Source organism: Pseudoalteromonas sp. MM17-2, assembly GCF_022347945.1.
Lineage (GTDB): Bacteria > Pseudomonadota > Gammaproteobacteria > Enterobacterales > Alteromonadaceae > Pseudoalteromonas > Pseudoalteromonas ruthenica.
In genome coordinates, this window is the sequence record NZ_JAKRFV010000001.1 from 51,768 (window position 1) to 72,613 (window position 20,846).

Sequence of the window (20,846 nt, forward strand, 5' to 3'; positions counted from 1 at the left end):
GACTCCTTATAGAATTTCGCTGACGTGATCGGCCAAAATACGGCGCGCAATGATCACTCGCATTATTTCGTTAGTGCCTTCTAAAATTTGATGTACACGCACATCACGAAGGTGGCGCTCCAATGGGTATTCTTTGATATAGCCATAACCGCCATGAATTTGCAGTGCGTCATCGCACACCTTTACGCCCACATCGGTGGCAAAGCGTTTAGCCATTGCGCAGTAAGTGGTTTTTTCACTGTCATTGTTATCGAGCTTAAACGCCGCTAAGCGGATCATTTGTCGGGCCGCCACCAGTTCGGTGTTCATATCTGCAAGCTTAAACTGCAGTGCCTGAAACGCCGCTAATGGCTTACCAAACTGTTCACGCTCTTTAAGATACTCTTTAGCCGTGTTCAATGCCTGCTGCGCCGTACCTAATGAACAGGTCGCAATATTAATGCGGCCACCATCAAGCCCTTGCATGGCAAACTTAAAGCCCTCGCCCTCTTGGCCTAACAAATGGTCTTGAGGAATGCGTACATTTTCAAACGTGACCAAACGAGTTGGCTGCGCGTTCCAGCCCATTTTCTCTTCTGCTTTACCATAGCTGATCCCTTCGGCATCGGCAGGCACAACAAAAGCGCTAATGCCCTTGGACCCTGCTTCGCCGGTGCGTGCCATCACTACTAACACTTGGGTACTGCCAGCGCCGGAAATAAACATTTTTGAGCCGCTGATCAGATAATCATCCCCGTCACGAACCGCTTTGGTCTTCAGCGACGCCGCATCTGAGCCACTGCCTGGCTCGGTTAGACAATACGAAGCCAGTTTTTCACCGGTGACCAGCTCAGGGCAATAACGCTCCTTGGCGCTATCGGTACCAAAGCTTGCGACCATCCAGGTCGCCATATTATGGATAGTAAGCATGGCGGTTGTGGCGGTACAGCCTTTCGCTAGCTGCTCGAAAATAATGCTTGAGTCAAGACGTGACAGCCCTAGACCACCGACGTCTTCCGGAGTATAGAGGCCACAAAAACCCAGCTCACCGGCTTTCTGTAGGGTCTCGATTGGAAAAATATGTTCTTGGTCCCATTTAGCTGCAAACGGGGCCAACTCTTGGGCTGCAAAACGCTCAGCCATATCGGCAAAGGCTTGTTGGTCTTCTGTAAGGTTAAAATCCATAATGCACTCTCTTTACTACTTACATAGCGGCCGGAATTAACCGGCCGAACCAGTTATTTTAGGTTGATGCTCATATTGGGACCGCTGACGGCGTCGTCTTCAAACCAACGTGCGGTGATGGTTTTGGTCTCAGTGTAAAAACGCACACCTTGTTTGCCATAGGTATGCTGGTCGCCATAAAACGAGCCCTTCCAGCCAGTAAAGGAGAAAAACGGTAACGGCACAGGAATTGGCACGTTAATACCCACTTGACCCACTTCAATATGGTGCTGAAACTTACGTGCCGCTGCGCCGCTTGCTGTGAATAACGACGTACCATTGCCATAAGGGTTGTCATTGATTAAGGCGATGGCCTCTTCCAAGGTATCCACAAACACACAGCACAGTACCGGGCCAAAAATCTCTTCGCGGTAGATAGCCATCTCTGGTCTCACATCGGCAAATAAAGTTGGCCCCACCCAGTTGCCCTTCTCATAGCCTTCTACAGTGCAATCTGAACCATCAAGCAAACACTCGGCACCTTCTTCTTTACCTTTGGCAATCAGTGATAAAATACGCTCTTTGGCGGCTGCGGTGGTTTGCGGGCCATACGCAGCATCTTGGTTATCCCAAGTGCCTGGGCGTACTTTGCTCAATGCGGTTTTCAAATCATCAACCCATTGCTTTGACTGACCCACGAACACCGCTACGGAAATACCCATACAGCGTTGTCCTGCGGCGCCAACAGAAGAGCCCACTAGGTTATTAATAACATTCTCTTTATGCGCATCTGGCATCACCACGAGGTGGTTTTTCGCACCCACACAGCACTGCACCCGTTTAAGATTAGCGGTGCCTTTATCGTAAATGTATTGACCTACTGCACAGGAGCCGACAAACGAGATAGCGCGCACATCATCGTGCTCTAGGATCTGATTCACCTGATCTTTTGCGCCATGCACTACCTGCAATACCCCTTTAGGTGCACCAGCCTCTTCAAATAACTCCACTAGGCGCATCGGTGTAAGCGGGTCTTGCTCAGAGGGCTTAAGGACAAAGGTATTGCCACAGACGATAGCCAGTGGGAACATCCACAGTGGGATCATCGCCGGGAAGTTAAACGGGGTGATCCCCGCACATACCCCTAAAGGTTGGATTAATGAATAGGTATCAATATTACGGGCGACGTTAGAAACCGTCTCCCCCATCATATTTGATGGGGCGTTCGCCGCTTGCTCAACAACCTCAATACCACGCCAAACGTCGCCTTTGGCATCTTCAAAAGTTTTACCTAACTCATGGCAGATAATTGTAGCTATTTCATCATGATGCTCTTTTAGTAACTGCGCATAACGCATCATAATGCGCGCTCGCTCAGTGACCGGCACATCTTTCCACGTTTTAAACGCTTCTTTAGCTGAGGCAATCGCCTCATTAACTTCGTCTTCGGTAGCCAGTGGCACTTGCGCCAAGACTTCTTGGTTTGCTGGGTTAAGAACATCCAGCCATTGTGATGATGTGGATTGGCGCATTTCGCCGCCGATATAAAGTGGTACCTGATGCATGATGCATACTCCCCAAAATAGCAGCGCCCAGTGTTGTAGTAATTATGGGCGCGAAAAAATTAAAGTGTTTCGATAGCCAAAGCAACGGCTTCACCGCCGCCGATACACAGTGACGCGACACCGCGCTGTTTGCCTTGGTTACGCAACGCATGAATTAGCGTGGTCAAAATTCGTGCACCACTGGCTCCAATTGGATGGCCAAGTGCACACGCGCCGCCGTGGACATTAACTTTGTCAGCATCAAGTTTCATTTCATTAATAGCCAGCATCGTAACCATGGCAAAGGCTTCATTGATTTCCCATAAATCAACGTCGTCTACTTGCCAATCAAGCTTTTTCAGTAGCTTTTCCATAGCGCCAACAGGGGCGATGGTAAATTCAGCCGGTAAACGTGAGTGGGTACTGTGTCCGCTGATCCGGGCAATGGGGGTCATGCCTTGTTTTTGCGCTTCGCCGTAGCTCATTACCACAAGTGCTGCAGCGCCATCGGAGATTGACGAAGAGTTTGCGGCGGTGATGGTGCCGTCTTTTTTAAACGCTGGGCGCAGTGACGGAATTTTATCTGGACGGGCGTTGCCTGGTTGCTCATCCACCTCCACTGTCACGTCTCCTTTACGACTGCTGATAGTGTGCGCGGTGATTTCCGCTTTAAAGGCCCCGCTTTCAATCGCTTTATTGGCCTTAGCGAGAGAATTAAGTGCAAATTCGTCCATTTGCTCACGAGTCATGTCGTATTGATCGGCAGTGCTTTGTGCAAAACACCCCATCGCGAGATTATCGTAAGCGTCCTCTAAGCCATCCATCATCATATGGTCTTTTACTTCGCCGTGGCCCATGCGCATACCCGAGCGCGCCTTAGGTAACATATAAGGAGCATTAGACATGCTTTCCATGCCACCAGCGATAACACTATTAACACTGCCTGCTTTGATTAGGTCATGAGCCAGCATTACCGCTTTAAGACCTGAGCCACACACCTTATTAATGGTTGTTGCACCAGTGTGCTTTTCCATTCCTGCTTTCAACATCGCTTGACGCGCAGGCGCTTGACCCAAAGCAGCGGGCAAAACACACCCCATAATCACTTCGTCAATTTCGCCGGCATCTAGATTAACGCTCGCTAAGGCGCCTTTGATTGCGCTAGCACCCAACTCAGTGGCGCTGGCACCGCTTAGTGCACCCATAAAACCACCCATGGCGGTACGCTGGGCACTAACAATAACAATATCGTTATCCTGCAATGGTGTACTCATACTGTGTTCTCCATATCAATTTCACTTGAGCATACATAAAATTTACGTTTACGCCAACGTCAATTAGATAAGTGAAATGATGAAATTTCAATCGCTGTAAACTTTAGCAGCCACCGCCTAGTTACGCCTATAAAAACAACGCCAGTTTAAGCAAGGCCTTATAAACAGTTACCTTCAGGGCTTATGGAAAAGAAAATAGAAGAATAAAAGCGAGCACCAAATGCAGCTTTACCTTTACGTAAACTTCACTTATATTGGTGTTAAAAATTTGTAGTAGATAAGACTAAAAGACAATGACAGAGCAAAGCCCAACGGCCAGCGAGCAAACGTTCTCTATCAGCGAGCTTGCCAAGGAGTTTGATATAACCACCCGCAGTATTCGTTTTTACGAAGACCAAGGGCTTATTACTCCGAGACGAAATGGCCAAACCAGAATCTATTCTAAACGCGATAAAGTGCGCTTGAAGCTGATCCTTCGCGGTAAACGCTTAGGTTTCACCCTAGCAGAAACGGGTCGATTGTTCGAACTTTATGACGCGGACAAATCCAGTTCCAAGCAGCTTGTCACTATGCTCGATCTTATCGAAGATAAAAAAGCACACCTCAATCAGCAAATGGACGACATTAAAGTCGTGCTAATGGAACTCGTTACGGCTGAGAAACGCTGCCGTGAAACCCTCTCACATTTACAACAGGATTAATCACCATGAGTACAATTTCGCTTTACAAAGAACTCAACTTCGGCCTCGGGGAAACAGCCGATATGATCCGCTCTCACGTAAACTCATTCGCCAGCGCCGAGATTGCGCCGCTTGCTGAACAAACTGATGAGAAAAACATGTTCCCCAATGAGCTGTGGCCTAAATTTGGTGAGATGGGGCTCCTAGGCATGACGGTAGATGAGCAATATGGTGGTGCCGGCTTAGGCTATCTAGAACATGTTATTGCCATGGAAGAAGTAAGCCGTGCCAGCGCCTCAATTGGCTTAAGCTATGGCGCACACTCTAACCTTTGCGTTAACCAAATCTTCCGTAACGGTAACGAGCAACAAAAAGAAAAATATCTGCCTAAGCTGGTCAGTGGTGAGCACATCGGTGCATTGGCGATGAGTGAACCTGGTGCCGGTTCAGACGTGGTGTCTATGCGCTTAAAAGCGGAGAAAAAAGGCGACCACTATATTCTAAACGGCAACAAGATGTGGATCACCAATGGTCCTGACGCTCACACCTTTGTAATTTATGCCAAAACCGATGCCAGCGCCGGCCCGAAAGGGATCACCGCGTTTATCGTCGAGCGTGACACTCCTGGGTTCAGCCAAGCGCAAAAACTAGATAAATTGGGGATGCGTGGCTCAAACACCTGTGAATTAGTGTTTGAAGATTGCGCCGTGCCCGAGGAGAACATTCTTGGCAACCTGAATGAGGGGGTCAAAGTACTTATGAGTGGCCTTGATTATGAGCGCGTAGTACTCGCCGGCGGACCACTGGGTATTATGCAAGCGTGTATGGACGTGGTCGTTCCTTATATTCATGAGCGTAAACAGTTCGACAGCCCTATTGGTAACTTCCAACTTATTCAGGGCAAAATTGCCGACATGTATACGCAAATGAATGCCGCACGCTCCTATGTGTACACCGTTGCCCAAGCGTGCGACAGAGGCGAAACCACCCGTAAAGATGCCGCTGGCGTTATCCTATACGCGGCTGAACTAGCAACAAAAATGGCCTTAGACGCGATTCAGATTCTAGGCGGCAATGGCTACATAAACGAATACCCAACTGGGCGCCTGCTGCGCGATGCCAAGCTGTATGAAATTGGTGCTGGCACATCAGAAATTCGCCGTATGCTGATTGGCCGCGAGCTATTCACAGAAAGCCGCTAAGGTGCGTTATGACGATTTTATCTTCTGCTATTAATCCTAAAGACCCGCAGTTCCTCAATAACGACGAGTCGATGCGCTCGTTGGTTCAAGACCTTCATGAGCGCGCCGCCACCATTCGTGGCGGCGGCGGTCCGAAATACGTGGAGCGCCACCAAAGTCGAGGCAAGTTATTTGTTCGTGACCGTATTGAACATTTGCTCGATGAGGGCTCGCCGTTTTTGGAAATCGGCCAGTTCGCCGCCCACGGCGTTTATGAGCAAGACATTCCCTGCGCAGGTGTGGTTGCCGGGATAGGTCGAGTGCAAGGCGTGGAATGCATGATTGTCGGTAACGACGCCACCGTTAAAGGCGGCACCTACTTCCCGCTGACGGTGAAAAAGCACCTGCGCGCTCAAGAAATTGCCGAGCGTTGTCACCTACCTTGTATTTATTTAGTCGACTCCGGCGGCGCTAACCTGCCAGAGCAAGACGAAGTGTTTCCCGATAAATTGCATTTTGGCCGTATCTTCTACAATCAGGCTCGCATGTCGGCAAAAGGGATCCCACAAATCGCCGTGGTTATGGGGCTGTGTACCGCTGGTGGCGCCTATGTTCCCGCGATGGCCGATGAAAGTATTATTGTCAAAGAGCAAGGCACTATTTTCCTTGCCGGCCCACCTTTGGTTAAAGCGGCTACCGGGGAAGAAGTGAGCGCCGAAGACTTAGGCGGTGCCGATGTGCATTGTAAAACCTCCGGTGTGGCTGACCATTATGCTGACAATGACGAGCACGCCCTGTCGATTGCGCGCCAATGTATTGCCCGCACCAATCATGTACGCCCAGTCGCGCCGGTATTAAAAGAGATTAAGGCACCACGCTACGATATCCACGAGCTCTACGGCATTGTCGGCACCGACTTGAAAAAGAGCTTTGATGTGCGCGAGGTGATTGCGCGCGTCGTCGATGACTCTTCTTTTGATGAATTTAAGCGCTACTTTGGCGAGACCTTAGTGACCGGCTTTGCCGAGATTTACGGCCACCCGGTAGGCATTGTTGCTAACAACGGCGTGTTGTTTAGCGAGTCGGCGCAAAAAGGCGCGCATTTTATTCAGCTGTGTGCCAAACGTAATATCCCATTGGTGTTTTTACAGAATATTACCGGCTTTATGGTCGGGCAGAAATACGAGGCCGAAGGCATCGCCAAGCACGGCGCGAAAATGGTGACCGCCGTAAGTTGTGCCGAGGTGCCTAAGTTTACCATTCTTATTGGTGGCTCTTATGGCGCCGGTAACTACGGCATGTGTGGCCGCGCCTATGAGCCGACCATGATGTGGATGTGGCCCAACGCCCGTATTTCGGTGATGGGCGGTGAGCAGGCCGCAGGGGTATTAGCACAAGTGAAGCAAGATGGCCTAGCGCGCAAAGGCGAGTCCATGAGCGATGAACAGCTAGATGAATTTAAAAAGCCCATCATTGAGCAGTATGAGCGCCAAGGACACCCCTACTACGCCAGTGCAAGGCTTTGGGACGACGGCATCATAGACCCTGCCGACACCCGCTCGGTACTCGGTTTGGCACTTGAGGCCACCACCAACGCGCCAGCGAAAGAATCCGAGTTTGGCATATTTAGGATGTAAGGAGGCGCTATGTCTGTCACATTAACAATAACTAAAAGTCGCATCGCCATCTTAACCTTGGCCCGTGTTGAAAAACACAACGCCTTTGACGATGTGCTTATCAACGAAATGATCCGCTGTATCGAGCATGCCAGCACCTTAGATGTACGCGCTTTGGTACTCAAAAGTGAAGGCAAGCACTTCTCCGCTGGGGCCGATTTAAACTGGATGAAATCCATGAAGGACAATAGCTTCGAGGATAACGTCGCTGACTCCATGGAGCTCGCACGCTTGATGCAGGTGTTGTATGAGTGTCCCCTGCCCACGGTGTGTTTAGTGCAAGGAGCCGCTTTTGGCGGCGCGCTGGGGCTCATTGCCTGTTGCGACATTGCCCTCGCCGATAAAAGTGCCAAGTTCTGCCTGTCAGAAGTCAAACTGGGGCTTATTCCTGCCGTGATCAGTCCTTATGTGATCAACGCAATGGGCGAGCGAAATGCGCGACGTTACTTCCTCACCGCAGAGGTATTTAACGCCGAGCAAGCACAAACGCTCGGGCTGATCCACGAGCTCAGTGACGATCTGGACGCCAGCGCCGAGCAACTGCTCAGTAAATTAGCCGATAATGGCCCGCAAGCAGTCAAAGCAGCGAAGCGCCTAATTGCCGAGGTGGCTCATCAGCCCATCGATGATTCTTTACGCCAACTGACCGCCGAGCGTATCGCCGCGATCCGCGTCAGCGACGAGGGCCAAATTGGGCTTACGGCGTTTTTTGAAAAACAAGCTCCAGCCTGGCAACAACAAGGATAAGCTATGTTAAAACGAATTTTAATCGCCAATCGCGGTGAAATCGCCTGCCGCATTATCCGCAGTGCTAAGGCCATGGGGCTGCACACCATCGCCGTTTATTCCGACGCCGATGCCAATGCACAGCACGTTAAATTGGCCGATAGTGCCTTTCATATTGGCCCGGCACCAAGCAAATCATCCTATTTAGATATTGAGACCTTGTTTCGCGTTGCCAAGCAGGCGGCGGCCGACTGCATTCACCCCGGTTACGGCTTCCTATCTGAAAACGAAGCCTTTGCCGAGCGCTGCGAGCGCGAAGGCCTGACGTTTATTGGCCCCAGTGCCAAAAGCATTGAGGCCATGGGCTCTAAAACCCGCGCCAAAGAAATTATGGCAGCGGCCAATGTGCCACTGGTTCCCGGCTATTATGGCGACCAACAAGACACCGAGTTTTTACGCCAAGAGGCGGATAAAATAGGCTACCCAGTGCTTATTAAGGCAGCCTATGGCGGCGGCGGTAAAGGCATGCGCGTAGTGCGTGACAAAGCCGACTTCGTCGATCACCTTGAGGGCGCAAAACGCGAGGCGGCCAGTAGTTTTGGCAATGATTTAGTGCTCATTGAGCGCTATGTGGACACCCCGCGTCACGTTGAAGTGCAAGTGTTTGCCGATAAGTCGGGAAATTGCATCTACCTTGGCGATCGCGACTGCTCTTTGCAGCGCCGTCACCAAAAAGTGATTGAAGAGGCGCCCGCCCCCGGACTCAGTGATGCCTTACGCACCGCTATGGGCGAAGCCGCTGTGCGCTGTGCGCAGGCCATTGATTACGTCGGCGCCGGGACGGTGGAGTTTTTACTCTGTGGTGAAGAGTTCTTCTTTATGGAGATGAACACCCGACTACAGGTTGAGCACCCGGTCACTGAGATGGTCACCGGTGTTGATTTAGTGAAATGGCAAATTGCCATTGCTTCAGGGCAGCCTTTGCCATTAGCGCAAGAGCAGGTACCCATTAGCGGGCATAGCTTTGAAGCACGCATTTACGCCGAAGACCCGGCGCAGCAATTTATGCCCAGTAGCGGCACTCTCACCCATGTGCAATTTCCACCAGCCAGCGCACAGGTACGTATCGATACCGGGGTGACCAGTGGCGATGAAATAAGCCCATTTTACGACCCCATGGTAGCCAAACTTATTGTTACCGGCGATAACCGTGAGCAGGCCTTAGCGCTTTTGGCTGATGCCCTAAAACAAACTCATATTGCCGGGGTAAAAGCTAATATTGGCTTTTTATTGGCACTGACACAAGCCAAGCCGTTGCAACAAGGCACCATGGATACCCATTTTATTGACAGTCACAGCGGTGCATTGACCGTTGAGCCCCAAGCCGATGCCCATACATTGGCGATGGCCGCTTGGGTGTATTTCTGCCAATTAAATACCCAGCAAGCCAGCGCCTCACCGTGGCAACGTTTAGCGGGCTTTAAGCTTAACTCAGTCAATGAAGTTGCCGTGCCGCTTATTGGTCACGATGTGGTTATGCATGTGGCCACCACCGGGATGTCGGCGGATATTGATGGTCAGCGCTATAACATTAATGGCGAACGCCATGGCAACCACTATGTGGTGGTAGTCGATGGCCAGCGCTTTAGCGCCGATGCCACCGTTGATAACGAGCATTTGTGTGTGATGCGTGACGCCCAACAATTCCAGTTTGAGCTAGCATCGAAGCACTATATTGGTGCTGAGCAAAGTGCCAACGACGCTCTTGCCGCGCCAATGAATGGCACAGTGGTCAAACACCTGCAAGCGCTTGGCGCTGAGGTCTCTCAAGGCGATGCCATTGTGGTCATGGAAGCCATGAAAATGGAATATACGCTTAATGCCCCTCATGATGGTGTGTTAAGCAGTTATTGCTATGGCGAGGGTGAGCTCGTTAGTCATGGCGCATTACTTGCCGTGGTCGAGGAGCACAGCTAATGGCTATGCCTAATCAAGTGCGCATCGTCGAAGTAGGAGCCCGTGATGGCCTACAAAACGAAACCAGTGTGCCCTTGGCTGCCAAGGTCGCGCTGATAAATGGTTTATGTGACGCTGGGCTTAAACATATTGAAGGCGGCGCTTTTGTTTCACCGAAGTGGGTGCCGCAAATGGCCGACTCCAGCGCGGTATTCGCCGCTATTAAGCGCCCCGATGAAGTGTTATTCAGCGCCCTGACCCCCAACCTAAAAGGGGCTGAGCTTGCGCTGCAAGCTGGGGTGGGCGAATTTGCTATTTTTACTGCGGCCAGTGAAGCCTTCACCAACAAAAACATTAATTGCAGCATTGATGAGAGCATTGAGCGCTTTCGCCCAGTGGTGGCGTTGGCTCAGGCTAACGGCATCAAGGTGCGCGGCTATGTAAGCTGTGTGCTGGGGTGCCCGTATCAAGGCGAAGTCAGCGCCCAAAAGGTGCTCGAGGTCAGCCAGCAGCTACTCGATTTAGGCTGTTACGAAGTCAGCCTTGGCGACACCATTGGTGTGGGCACAGCCAACCAAGTAGAAAGCCTGCTGAGCGTGCTATTGCAAGATATTAGCGCTGACAAGCTGGCGGTACACTTTCATGACACCTACGGCCAAGCCATCAGTAACATCTACACGGCGCTCAAAATGGGGATTGCCACCATTGACAGTGCCGTGGCGGGACTCGGTGGTTGCCCCTACGCCAAAGGCGCGTCAGGAAATGTTGCCACCGAAGATGTGGTTTATCTATTACAAAAGCTTGGCATCAACCCAGGTATTGATTTACAAAGATTGGCACAGACAGGCGCGGCAATATGCCGTGCCCTTGATAAACAACCACAAAGCAAGGTCGCAAACGCCGTTCTTGCCCACTGTGACCAATAACAACAACGAAGGAGTGCGTAGACATGTCCGGTTTTGACAAAGTAGTCACCAGTTACGCCGATGCAATGGCGGGAATTAAAGACGGTGACACCGTGATCGCAGGCGGTTTTGGCCTGTGCGGGATCCCAGAAGGCCTCATTAGTGAAATTAAGCGCCTAGGCGTGAAAGACCTCACCGTGGTTTCTAATAATTGTGGCGTGGATGACTTCGGCCTTGGTGTGCTGCTTGAAGATAAACAAATTAAAAAAATCATGGCGTCTTACGTCGGTGAAAACGCCCTGTTCGAAAAGCAAATGCTGGACGGCGAACTAGAAGTCGAGCTCACCCCACAAGGCACCCTGGCTGAGAAGATGCGCGCCGGCGGTGCCGGCATTCCGGCCTTTTACACCGCTACAGGCTACGGCACACCGGTCGCCGAAGGCAAAGAAGTAAAAGAGTTTAATGGCCGCCCCTATATTCTCGAAGAATCAGTTACCGGTGAGTTTGCCATTGTTAAAGCATGGAAAGCCGACCGCTATGGCAACTTGGTATTTCGCCATACGGCCATGAACTTCAACCCCATGGCCGCAACGGCGGGTAAAATTACCGTTGCTGAGGTGGAAGAGATTGTCGAGCCGGGCGAGTTGGAGCCCAGCCAAATCCATACCCCAGGGATTTACGTTAATCGCGTTATCAAAGGCGATTTTGAAAAACGTATTGAACGTGTTACCACACGCACTGCCTAAGGAGTACTGAGCATGTCATTAAACCGCGAACAAATCGCCCAACGTGTGGCGCAAGAGCTCGAAGACGGATATTACGTTAACCTAGGTATTGGTATTCCCACGCTGGTGGCCAACTATGTACCGCACGGCATTGAGGTCATGTTGCAATCGGAAAACGGATTATTGGGTATGGGTCCCTACCCCAGCGAAGATGAGCTCGACGCTGATATGATCAATGCGGGTAAAGAAACCGTTACAGCAGCCACAGGTGCAGCCATATTTAATAGCGCCGATAGCTTTGCCATGATCCGTGGTGGTCATGTAGACTTGACGGTACTCGGTGCATTTGAAGTGGATCAGCAAGGCAATATCGCCTCGTGGATGATCCCCAAGAAACTAATCAAAGGCATGGGCGGCGCCATGGATCTCGTGGCGGGGGCGAAAAACATTATCGTCACCATGACCCATGCAAGCAAGCACGGTGATTCGAAGTTGCTAGAGCAATGTACACTGCCGCTAACCGGCGTGAATTGCGTTAAAAAGATAGTGACTGACCTCGCAGTGCTAGAAGTCAAAGACGGCGCGTTCCATTTGCTAGAGCGTGCACCCGGTGTTAGTGTTGATGAAATAATCAGCAAAACCGCAGGGAAACTCATCGTAGAAGGCGATGTTCCCGAGATGCGCTTTGACTAACGGGACACCCCGTTAATGTACCATCCTCATTCCCAGTGCTAGTTGGCACTGTGTTACCCAAAACCCCTCATTTGAGGGGTTTTTTTTATGCTTTATATAACTAAACATATTTTCTTACATTTGTAACTCACCAGTGCTCGCATCGATGATGCCGCTGGTTACAAAATCATGCTAAGTTACTACTGGACTCATAAATAGAATAACAAGGACTACCATGAATAAGATGTCTTTAAGCGCGATTAGCGTCGCCGTGATGTTATCCCTCAGCGGCTGTGCAAGCACTGCGTCGCAAACGGATACCTCCGCAACACAACAGGCGGAAAAAACTGCAGCGCCAGCGCTGCCATTCGTTAATATCGATTATCAAACGTTTACCTTGGACAATGGCCTAACCGTGGTGGTGCACACCGACCGTAAAGCGCCAATTGTGGCGGTAAACGTGTGGTATGACGTAGGCGCTAAAAACGAACAGGTGGGTAAAACCGGTTTTGCGCACTTATTTGAGCATTTAATGTTTAATGGCACCGAAAACTACGACGACGAGTATTTCGGACCATTCGAGCGCGCGGGTGCCACCGAGCAAAATGGTACCACTAACTCAGATAGAACCAATTATTTCCAAAATGTCCCGACCCCTGCCCTCGATATGGCATTGTGGATGGAGTCTGACCGTATGGGCCACTTGCTTGGCGCTATCACTCAAGACAAGCTCGATGAGCAACGCGGCGTAGTACAAAATGAAAAACGCCAAGGTGAAGCTCAGCCTTATGGCACCATGTGGAATAATGTGTGGAAATACACTTTCCCACAAGGCCACCCCTATTCATGGTCAGTCATCGGCTCGATGGAAGACTTAAATGCGGCATCGTTAGACGATGTGCATCAGTGGTTTAAAGACTATTACGGCCCCAATAACGCAGTGTTAGTGCTAGCCGGTGATATTGATGTTGAGACTGCGAAGAAAAAGGCCAACAAATACTTTGGCGATATTAAACCGGGTAAACCGGTAGCCAAATTGGAAAAGTGGATAGCCAAGCGTGATGAGCAATCGCGCATGGTGATCAAAGACCGCGTACCTGCTTCGCGTATAGTGAAGGTGTGGAACACCGCAGAAAAAGGCACCACCGATGGCGAGTATTTAAACCTGCTAAGTGACGTGTTAGCCGGTGGTAAGAATTCGCGCTTGTATCAACGCTTGGTGTACGATGAGCAATTAGCATCTAACGTATTTAGCTTTAACTACCTGCGCACCTTAGCGGGTCAGCTGATCATTGGTGTTGATGCCCTTGATAAATCAAATATTGAAAAAATCGAAGCCATCATCGATGAAGAAATTGCTAACATCATTGCTCAAGGCCCCACCACTGATGAACTTAACCGTATTAAGTTTTCTAACGCCGCTGAGTGGGTAAAACAAGTAGAAGGCGTGGGCGGCTTTGGCGGTAAATCCGATGTACTTGCTTCCGGTGCCGTGTATCACAACGACCCAGGCTACTATAAACGCGCGTTTGAAATTACCAGCAACGCCACAACCAGCGATGTACAAGGCGCGGCCGAGCGCTGGCTAAGCAGTGGCGACTTTGTGTTGACCGTGCACCCATTTGCCGAGCTTAGCGCCAACGAACAAGGCGTTGATCGTTCCACTGGAGTACCGGGTGCAGGCGACGTCCCGAGTCTTGACTTGCCCGAGGTGAATACCTTTACCCTAAGTAATGGCCTTGAAGTGGTGTTATCTCAGCGCAGCGACACACCGGTGATTAATATGCGCTTAGATATATCTGCCGGTACCGCCAGTGACGATAATAACAAGCCAGGCGTGGCCAATTTTACCGCCAATATGCTTGATGAAGGCGCCGGTGAGTTATCGGCTTTGGCCCTTGCTGAAGAGCTCGAAAAACTTGGCGCATCTATCGACACCAGTGCAAGCCTTGATAAGACCTCGCTGTCAATGTCGGCCATGGCGATTAACTGGCAACAAAGCTTAGCGCTGTTTTCTGAGGTACTGCAAAACCCCAGCTTTAATGACAGCGACATTGAGCGCGTGCGCACACTCATCTTGCAGCAAATCAAGCAAGAAAAGGCACGGCCTATGAGCAATGCCCTACGTGTATTACCGCCCCTGCTCTACGGTGCCAGCCACCCTTACGGTAAACCGCTCACCGGTACTGGTAACGAAGAATCAGTAGCGGCAATTAGCCGTGATGATATGCTCGCCTACACCGAGAAATGGATGCGCCCTGATCTTGCGCGCTTAGTGGTTGTCGGCGATATTGACCAAGCGCAATTGAAGCAAAGCCTTGAACAAGCCTTAGCAAGCTGGCAGGCACCACAGCAAGCGGCACCTAGTTTAGATATTCCGACGGTGGACAACGCCGAGCAAGCGCGAGTGTTTGTACTTGATAAGCCAGACTCGCCGCAGTCATTGATTATTTCTGGATTGCTGGGGCCAGACGCCAGCGACACTGACGCCCAGCAAGAAGTGACCTTGGATATGATGAACACCATCATCGGCGGCAGTTTCACCTCACGTATGAATATGAATCTACGTGAAGATAAGGGGTGGTCTTACGGGGCTCGGACTATTTTAATGGATACCGACGCGCAAAGTACGTTCTTTGTGTTTGCCCCAGTGCAAACCGATAAGACCAAAGAGTCAATGCAGGAAATTCTTAAAGAGCTTAACGGCTATATTGGCGAGCAACCAGCTACCCAAGAAGAGCTGGACAAAGTGGTTGCCAATAAAATCGCGAAACTGCCAGGTCGCTATGAGAAGAAACGTTCTCTGCTTAATGCCTTGGCTGATGCCTACGACAATGGCCGCGACGTAAGCTATTTAGAAAAATACCCGCAGCTAGTGCAACAGCCAGATACGCAGGCTATCGCTAAGCAGGCACAGTCACTTATTAAGCCCAAGCAGCTTACATGGGTGATTGTTGGCGATGTTGCTAAAATCAAAGAGCAAATCGAAAGCTTGAACCTAGGTGAAGTCACTTACTTAGACTAAAGCTAAGGTAATATACTAAGCCCCAACTTGTTTGGGGCTTTTTTGTGTGCGAAGGCACTCGCAAAATCCCCTCCCAGCCTTTATCATTGGCGCTATTGTCAATCTCAGTAGTTAAATAGTATGTCTCTTCCTCCTTGCCCAAAATGTGATTCACAATACGTGTATCAAGACCAAAACCAATTGATTTGCCCTGGATGCGCCTATGAATGGGACCCCAATCAAATCGAAGAAGAAGAAGCGATCACAGCCAAAGACGCCAACGGCACGGAATTAAATGAAGGCGACAAGGTGACCCTTGCCAAAGACTTGAAAGTAAAAGGCAGCTCAATGGTCATGAAAATCGGCACCAAAGCCGTGATCCGCCGTATTCAAGACAGTAAAGACCATGAGCTCGAATGTAAGGTCGATGGCGCAGGTGAAATGATGGTCACCGCTAAGTTTGTGAAAAAAGCCTAACCGCGCTTTATACCCGCCTTGCTGCCTGCTGTGCTAAGCCACTAGCAGGTGGTAAGCTCACTGCCCCGCTTCACCTTTAATACTGTGGCAGGAAATATCGCAGTAGCCATATTTTAAATCAGGTTTCTATGGACAGAGAATATAAAAAGCGCATTGAGAGAGTAATCCAATACATTGAAACTCATTTAACGGAAAAAATTTCTCTTGCTGATGTAGCAAAGGTTAGCCATTTCTCGGCGTATCACTTTCATCGTATTTTTACCGGGGTTATCGGTGAAACCGTCAACGATTACATCGCTCGGCGAAGACTGGAGCGAGCTGCGAATTTATTAATCTTTAAAGACCAGCTAACAGTCACCGAAATAGCCTTAGCCTGTGGTTTTTCATCAAGTGCCAACTTCGCAAAAGCCGTTAAGCTTCACTTTGGCTTCACGCCATCACAAATACGAAACCCAGAGAAAGTTAAAAATAGCAAGATTGGAAAAATCTTTAGCAAATATGGAAAAGATTTCCACCCTCGCGATTTATATCCTGCACACATCACAAATGAAGTGATGATTAAAACTAAATCAAAGGATATAAATATGAATGTTGAGATCAAAGACCTTGATACCCAGCGCGTATGTACTTTAGCTTCACAACGAGGCTATGAGCCTGAGTCTATATATAACGCATGGGATAAAATAATTGAATGGGCAACGAATAATGGCATAAAAGCGGACGAACAACAGCGCTTTGCCTTCGCGTTTGATAACCCAACAGTCACTCCCGAGGATAAGTGCCGCTACAGCGCCTCGATAGTGGTTGGCGAAAACGTGAGCATAAAGCCGCCATTTTCGCCATCTGAAATTCCAAAAGGTAAGTATGCCGTCGCCTATTTTAAGGGCAGTCCAGAGGACACAATTCAGGCCCAGCTAGGTATTTATTCTGACTGGCTGCCAAATAGCGGGTTTGAACCCGACAACTTTCCAATGTTGGAGCGTTATCTGAATGATGCAAGAGTTGATGGCTACGTAGAAATGGAAATTTACGTTAAATTGAAAGACCTGTAGGAAAACAAAGTAGCTGCTGGCAGGAAATTGCAAAGCTCAACACGCTACGCAATGTCTCTGCTGGCAGCTTCGCGGATAAAAATGATGAAATACTATTTGAAGTCTAGCTCTCTCTGTTTGCTGTTAATTCTTAGCCTTTCAATGTGGGGTTATTACATATTACTGGGTAACTTAGGTGACCCTCGTGTTGCTGACTCAAGCCTAGATAGTGAGGAGATGTACGTATGGGAAGTGCTACTTCTTGCCTTATCACTGTTTTCTTTATTTTATCTTTGGGCCTGTTCTTTGGTTCATTGTTTTAAAAATAAACGTATATTCGTGGCAATTCTCATTATGCTAATCTGGCCCTTAACCTATATATACAGCCTCTATATTTTGAGCGGCCACTTCGCCAGAAACAAGGCTCGCTAATTTATACTTACATACGAGAGCCGTCACGCCAGAGGCTACTGTGCTCAGGAGTACTTTACCAATTTGCCGCATTGAATTGCGGTAAGATTTAAATAAGGATGTTATGTGGACATACTAGCACTGCTAGCCGGGGGGCTAGCGAGAGTTTGGTACTTCGTACCGCTAATTATGATTCTCTGTGTATTCAAGAGCCCTTGGTTCAAAGGCCTCGCTGGCGAGTTTGTTATAAATAGATTGTTATCACAGTTACCCTCGTCGGATTACACATTAGTGAAAGACGTAACTCTGCCAACTGAGAGCGGAACGACGCAAATAGACCACCTTGTTATTTCTGTATATGGGTTATTCGTTGTGGAAACCAAAAATATGAAAGGCTGGATATTTGGCTCTAAAACACAAAAGCAATGGACGCAAAAAATTTACCGTCATTCAACGCGTTTTCAGAACCCGCTTCATCAGAATTATAAACATACTAAAACTCTCGAGTCGCTATTGGCGATTGCACCAAATACGTTGCATTCAGTAGTCGTTTTTATCGGTGATAGTAAGTTTAAAACCGTGATGCCAGACAACGTTACTTATGCACGAGGATGCGTGACTTATATTAAGCAATTTACTCAGCCAGTGTTTTCAATCGCCGAGTGCCATGACATTATTGCATCCATTAACGAGTTAAAGCTTAAAAAAGGCGTGGTTACTAATTTTAACCATCGTCGTCATGTAAAAGACTTGCTAGCGAACAAAGCCAACGCAAAAACGTGTTCGCGCTGCGGCTCCGCGATGGTTATTCGTAAAACCAAACGCGGCGCCAATAAAGGTGCTCAGTTTTGGGGATGTTCAACGTTTCCGAAGTGCCGCTCAGTGGAAGCACTCAGCGAAAGCGACGCATAACACACTTTGCCTAAAAACGCCCAAGCCACTTGTTGCAACTTTAGAGAAATCAAATACTATAAATGGCCACGAAATTACCCAGTTTTCCAATGTCGGTGAGAATGTTGCCCACTCCACTTACACTGCCTGAGCTAGTTCTTAATTTACCTAATAAATTGCGACAGTTCTTTTGCGCCTTACTCAGAGGTTGGTATTTGATTGGGTATGTATTTAACAAAGTGGCGTGCCCTGACAATTATCGCTAAAACGTGTTCTACCCATTGTTGGAGAAAGATTGATGTTTGACAATGAACCAAATTACAGTTCATATTCCTTAGATGAACTATTTGACGCCTACTCTTCTATCGATAAGGACAGCTTCCCGGAAAGGTTTAATTTAATTAAAAAAATTATCGCTGAAAAACAAGGTGGTGATTACCAATGCCCCAAGTGTAAGTGCAAAGGTTATGAAGCTGGTCAACTCTATGCTGCGGCTGATCGCTTAGAAAGTATTCTGGATTATGAAACCGGTAAATATGTAACCATTAGCTGCCTGGATTGTGGTTTCACTGAGTTATATAAACGCAATAGTTCGGTAAGTGCTCCGCTTGTGGACTTTTTCATCACCTAGGCTTAAGGCTAGGTGAGTAAACAGCTATATGAATAACATATATGTACGTCACCCCTATCTCACATAGCAACAATGCTTTTTGTAATGTCCTTATCCAAATTTAGTAACCGATTAAATACAAGCCGCATAGTTCTTAGTGTGCAGGCGCTCACGTTTTCTGGCTTGATTTAGGTAAGGGAAACAGAGCGAGCATGGTTCATATGCATGTACAACCAAGATTAGATAGAGAGCAATAATGTTTGAGATTTATTATCAATCTAAAATTCCAACTATAGGCTGGGACTTCTATATCACGATCGTTATTACTTTCTCTTTAATCTTCTCTTTTTTCTTTCTTAGGAGGTTATATGAGGATAAGCTAAAGCTTTCTAATTTAATGGATTTTAGGTTGCTATTTTCGTTGGTTTTACTTTATTTGACCGTTAACATTCATGCTTATTATAAAAGAATGGAAAGAATTGAAAGAATTGAATCTGGAGAATTGGTTTCTGTTGAAGGTATAATAACAGATCTGAAAACTGAAAAGGCTAACAGTCAAACAGAGCGATTTAAAGTTGGAAAGGTTAGTTTTGATTATAATGATTATGTCACTAGCGGCATGTTTTTCGCCAACAGAGCGCATGATTCAAAAGTAATAAAAGAGGGTAATAGAGTTAAAATATCTTATTTGCCCGAAGAGGATGATAACTTAATTTTTGAGATTAAAGTTTTTAAGCCTAAAGTTAAATAATAAGAGTCATACTCACGGTTAAACAATGAGAAGAGAATGATTGCCTGTTAGTGAACTTTGTTAATCGCCTAGACCATGATTTGAAGCGAAGAGCAAAGAAACCAATTCCAAACCTTAATGCACCTACCAGGGGAAAAGCCAATTGCACCCAAAAGGCTCCCCAATGATTGGTCGTTAATTGAGGAATAACATAGGCTTATTGCTGGTAGAGCGAAAATCATTGGAAAGATTTGAATACCCTTCCCTTGATTTTTCTACTCGCTATTTATATCGCTTCCGAGTTTTCAGACATTAATTATTTCATCCTTCCTTAGATAGTTGGGTTAGTCCTGTGGCTAGCGCCCGCAACAGCCGGGAGAGCAGTGAGTCGGCTACTTGCATTTGCTATGCATTTTCCCCTAGCAACTGTGAGACCGTAACAAATTTGTAGCCCTTTGCTCTCAGCCCCTTAATTATTGGCCCTACAGCGTCTCGCGACTCTTTGTTTTTAGACCCCAAAACGTGTAAAAGAATAATTGAACCTGGAGTAGAAGAGTTAACAACATACTCTGCGATAGACGCAGAACTTCCTGCAACTTTAGGATAGGTTTCAGGCTCAACGTTCCATGTGATTGTTTTTATTCCTTCCGACTTCAAATAATAGGGCAAAACAAAAAGCTTTTTACCATACGGAGGCCTAAAGTAGATTTCACCCTCGAATCCAATCTGGCGAATTAAGGCTGTGGTGGAGTCGACTTCATCCCTCACCTCGTCAAACCCCATTAACGTCATATTTTTATGGTTGTACGAATGATTGCCTATCTGATGACCTGCGTTAACCAGATCTATCGCCGATTGCTTGTTTTGTTGAATTCCCGACCCATTGAGGAAGAACGTACCCTTCACATCATGCTCTTCGAGGATATTCAACACTTGGGTGGTATATTTCGCCCCCCAAGGACCATCATCAAAGGTTAATGCGATAACCTTTTCATTTGTTTCGGCCTTTGCGACTATCTCTCCAAAAACCTGAAAAGTTCTTGATTTACTTATATTCCAAGCTCCCAGGATCATTACTACAGAGATAATCAATATCGTCAGGTATACTCTTTTCAATGGGTTCCATCCTTATTTTCATAATGCTTGATAAAAAGCAAAAAATAACAGGCTAAAATAAGCGACCAAGGAGCGCACGCCTGTTATTTTACTT

At 48.1% G+C, this 20,846-nt stretch carries 18 protein-coding genes; 14 read left to right on the plus strand and 4 right to left on the minus strand.

Annotated features, from left to right (window positions below):
- Window positions 1–6 precede the first annotated feature (6 nt).
- The 3 genes from MHM93_RS00265 to MHM93_RS00275 are packed head-to-tail and all read right to left on the minus strand — an operon-like array spanning window position 7 to window position 3,961.
- Window positions 7–1,164: an acyl-CoA dehydrogenase family protein gene (locus tag MHM93_RS00265; RefSeq protein WP_239447510.1), complete on the minus strand. Its 1,158-nt coding sequence runs from the start codon at window positions 1,162–1,164 to the stop codon at window positions 7–9.
- Between the two features lie 53 nt (window positions 1,165–1,217).
- Window positions 1,218–2,708: a CoA-acylating methylmalonate-semialdehyde dehydrogenase gene (locus MHM93_RS00270; protein WP_239447511.1), complete on the minus strand. Its 1,491-nt coding sequence runs from the start codon at window positions 2,706–2,708 to the stop codon at window positions 1,218–1,220.
- Between the two features lie 59 nt (window positions 2,709–2,767).
- Entirely contained in the window at window positions 2,768–3,961 is a 1,194-nt protein-coding gene (locus tag MHM93_RS00275; protein ID WP_045978804.1) for an acetyl-CoA C-acyltransferase, read from the minus strand.
- Window positions 3,962–4,254: 293 nt separating this feature from the next.
- On the opposite strand from MHM93_RS00275, the gene MHM93_RS00280 reads away from it, so the two are divergent.
- From MHM93_RS00280 to MHM93_RS00345, 14 genes are all read left to right on the plus strand, one after another.
- On the plus strand, window positions 4,255–4,662 hold the full coding sequence (locus MHM93_RS00280; protein ID WP_239447512.1) for a MerR family DNA-binding transcriptional regulator: 408 nt from the start codon (window positions 4,255–4,257) through the stop codon (window positions 4,660–4,662).
- Window positions 4,663–4,667: 5 nt separating this feature from the next.
- Complete coding sequence (locus MHM93_RS00285) at window positions 4,668–5,843, plus strand: isovaleryl-CoA dehydrogenase (protein ID WP_022944556.1); 1,176 nt, start codon at window positions 4,668–4,670, stop codon at window positions 5,841–5,843.
- A gap of 8 nt (window positions 5,844–5,851) precedes the next feature.
- A complete protein-coding gene (locus MHM93_RS00290; protein ID WP_239447513.1) occupies window positions 5,852–7,459 on the plus strand; it encodes a carboxyl transferase domain-containing protein in 1,608 nt (535 codons plus the stop codon).
- Between the two features lie 9 nt (window positions 7,460–7,468).
- Window positions 7,469–8,245: an enoyl-CoA hydratase-related protein gene (locus tag MHM93_RS00295; protein ID WP_239447514.1), complete on the plus strand. Its 777-nt coding sequence runs from the start codon at window positions 7,469–7,471 to the stop codon at window positions 8,243–8,245.
- A 3-nt stretch (window positions 8,246–8,248) separates the two neighbouring features.
- Complete coding sequence (locus MHM93_RS00300; RefSeq protein WP_239447515.1) at window positions 8,249–10,201, plus strand: acetyl-CoA carboxylase biotin carboxylase subunit; 1,953 nt, start codon at window positions 8,249–8,251, stop codon at window positions 10,199–10,201.
- Complete coding sequence (locus tag MHM93_RS00305; protein WP_239447516.1) at window positions 10,201–11,106, plus strand: hydroxymethylglutaryl-CoA lyase; 906 nt, start codon at window positions 10,201–10,203, stop codon at window positions 11,104–11,106. The genes MHM93_RS00300 and MHM93_RS00305 overlap by 1 nt, the downstream gene beginning before the upstream one ends.
- A gap of 23 nt (window positions 11,107–11,129) precedes the next feature.
- Entirely contained in the window at window positions 11,130–11,831 is a 702-nt protein-coding gene (locus tag MHM93_RS00310; RefSeq protein ID WP_053911611.1) for a CoA transferase subunit A, read from the plus strand.
- Window positions 11,832–11,843: 12 nt separating this feature from the next.
- Window positions 11,844–12,503: a CoA transferase subunit B gene (locus tag MHM93_RS00315; RefSeq protein WP_045978812.1), complete on the plus strand. Its 660-nt coding sequence runs from the start codon at window positions 11,844–11,846 to the stop codon at window positions 12,501–12,503.
- 214 nt (window positions 12,504–12,717) lie between these two features.
- Window positions 12,718–15,507 carry a pitrilysin family protein gene (locus MHM93_RS00320; protein WP_239447517.1) on the plus strand — a complete coding sequence of 930 codons (2,790 nt, stop codon included), beginning with the start codon at window positions 12,718–12,720 and terminating at the stop codon, window positions 15,505–15,507.
- A gap of 120 nt (window positions 15,508–15,627) precedes the next feature.
- Complete coding sequence (locus tag MHM93_RS00325) at window positions 15,628–15,963, plus strand: zinc ribbon domain-containing protein YjdM (protein WP_239447518.1); 336 nt, start codon at window positions 15,628–15,630, stop codon at window positions 15,961–15,963.
- A 128-nt stretch (window positions 15,964–16,091) separates the two neighbouring features.
- Entirely contained in the window at window positions 16,092–17,015 is a 924-nt protein-coding gene (locus MHM93_RS00330) for a GyrI-like domain-containing protein (RefSeq protein ID WP_239447519.1), read from the plus strand.
- A 516-nt stretch (window positions 17,016–17,531) separates the two neighbouring features.
- Window positions 17,532–18,317 carry an NERD domain-containing protein gene (locus tag MHM93_RS00335; protein ID WP_239447520.1) on the plus strand — a complete coding sequence of 262 codons (786 nt, stop codon included), beginning with the start codon at window positions 17,532–17,534 and terminating at the stop codon, window positions 18,315–18,317.
- 277 nt (window positions 18,318–18,594) lie between these two features.
- Entirely contained in the window at window positions 18,595–18,927 is a 333-nt protein-coding gene (locus MHM93_RS00340) for a zinc ribbon domain-containing protein (protein ID WP_239447521.1), read from the plus strand.
- Window positions 18,928–19,162: 235 nt separating this feature from the next.
- On the plus strand, window positions 19,163–19,657 hold the full coding sequence (locus MHM93_RS00345; protein ID WP_239447522.1) for a hypothetical protein: 495 nt from the start codon (window positions 19,163–19,165) through the stop codon (window positions 19,655–19,657).
- A gap of 384 nt (window positions 19,658–20,041) precedes the next feature.
- Here MHM93_RS00345 and MHM93_RS00350 read toward each other — a convergent pair whose 3' ends face one another.
- Complete coding sequence (locus tag MHM93_RS00350; RefSeq protein WP_239447523.1) at window positions 20,042–20,752, minus strand: polysaccharide deacetylase family protein; 711 nt, start codon at window positions 20,750–20,752, stop codon at window positions 20,042–20,044.
- Window positions 20,753–20,846: the final 94 nt, after the last annotated feature.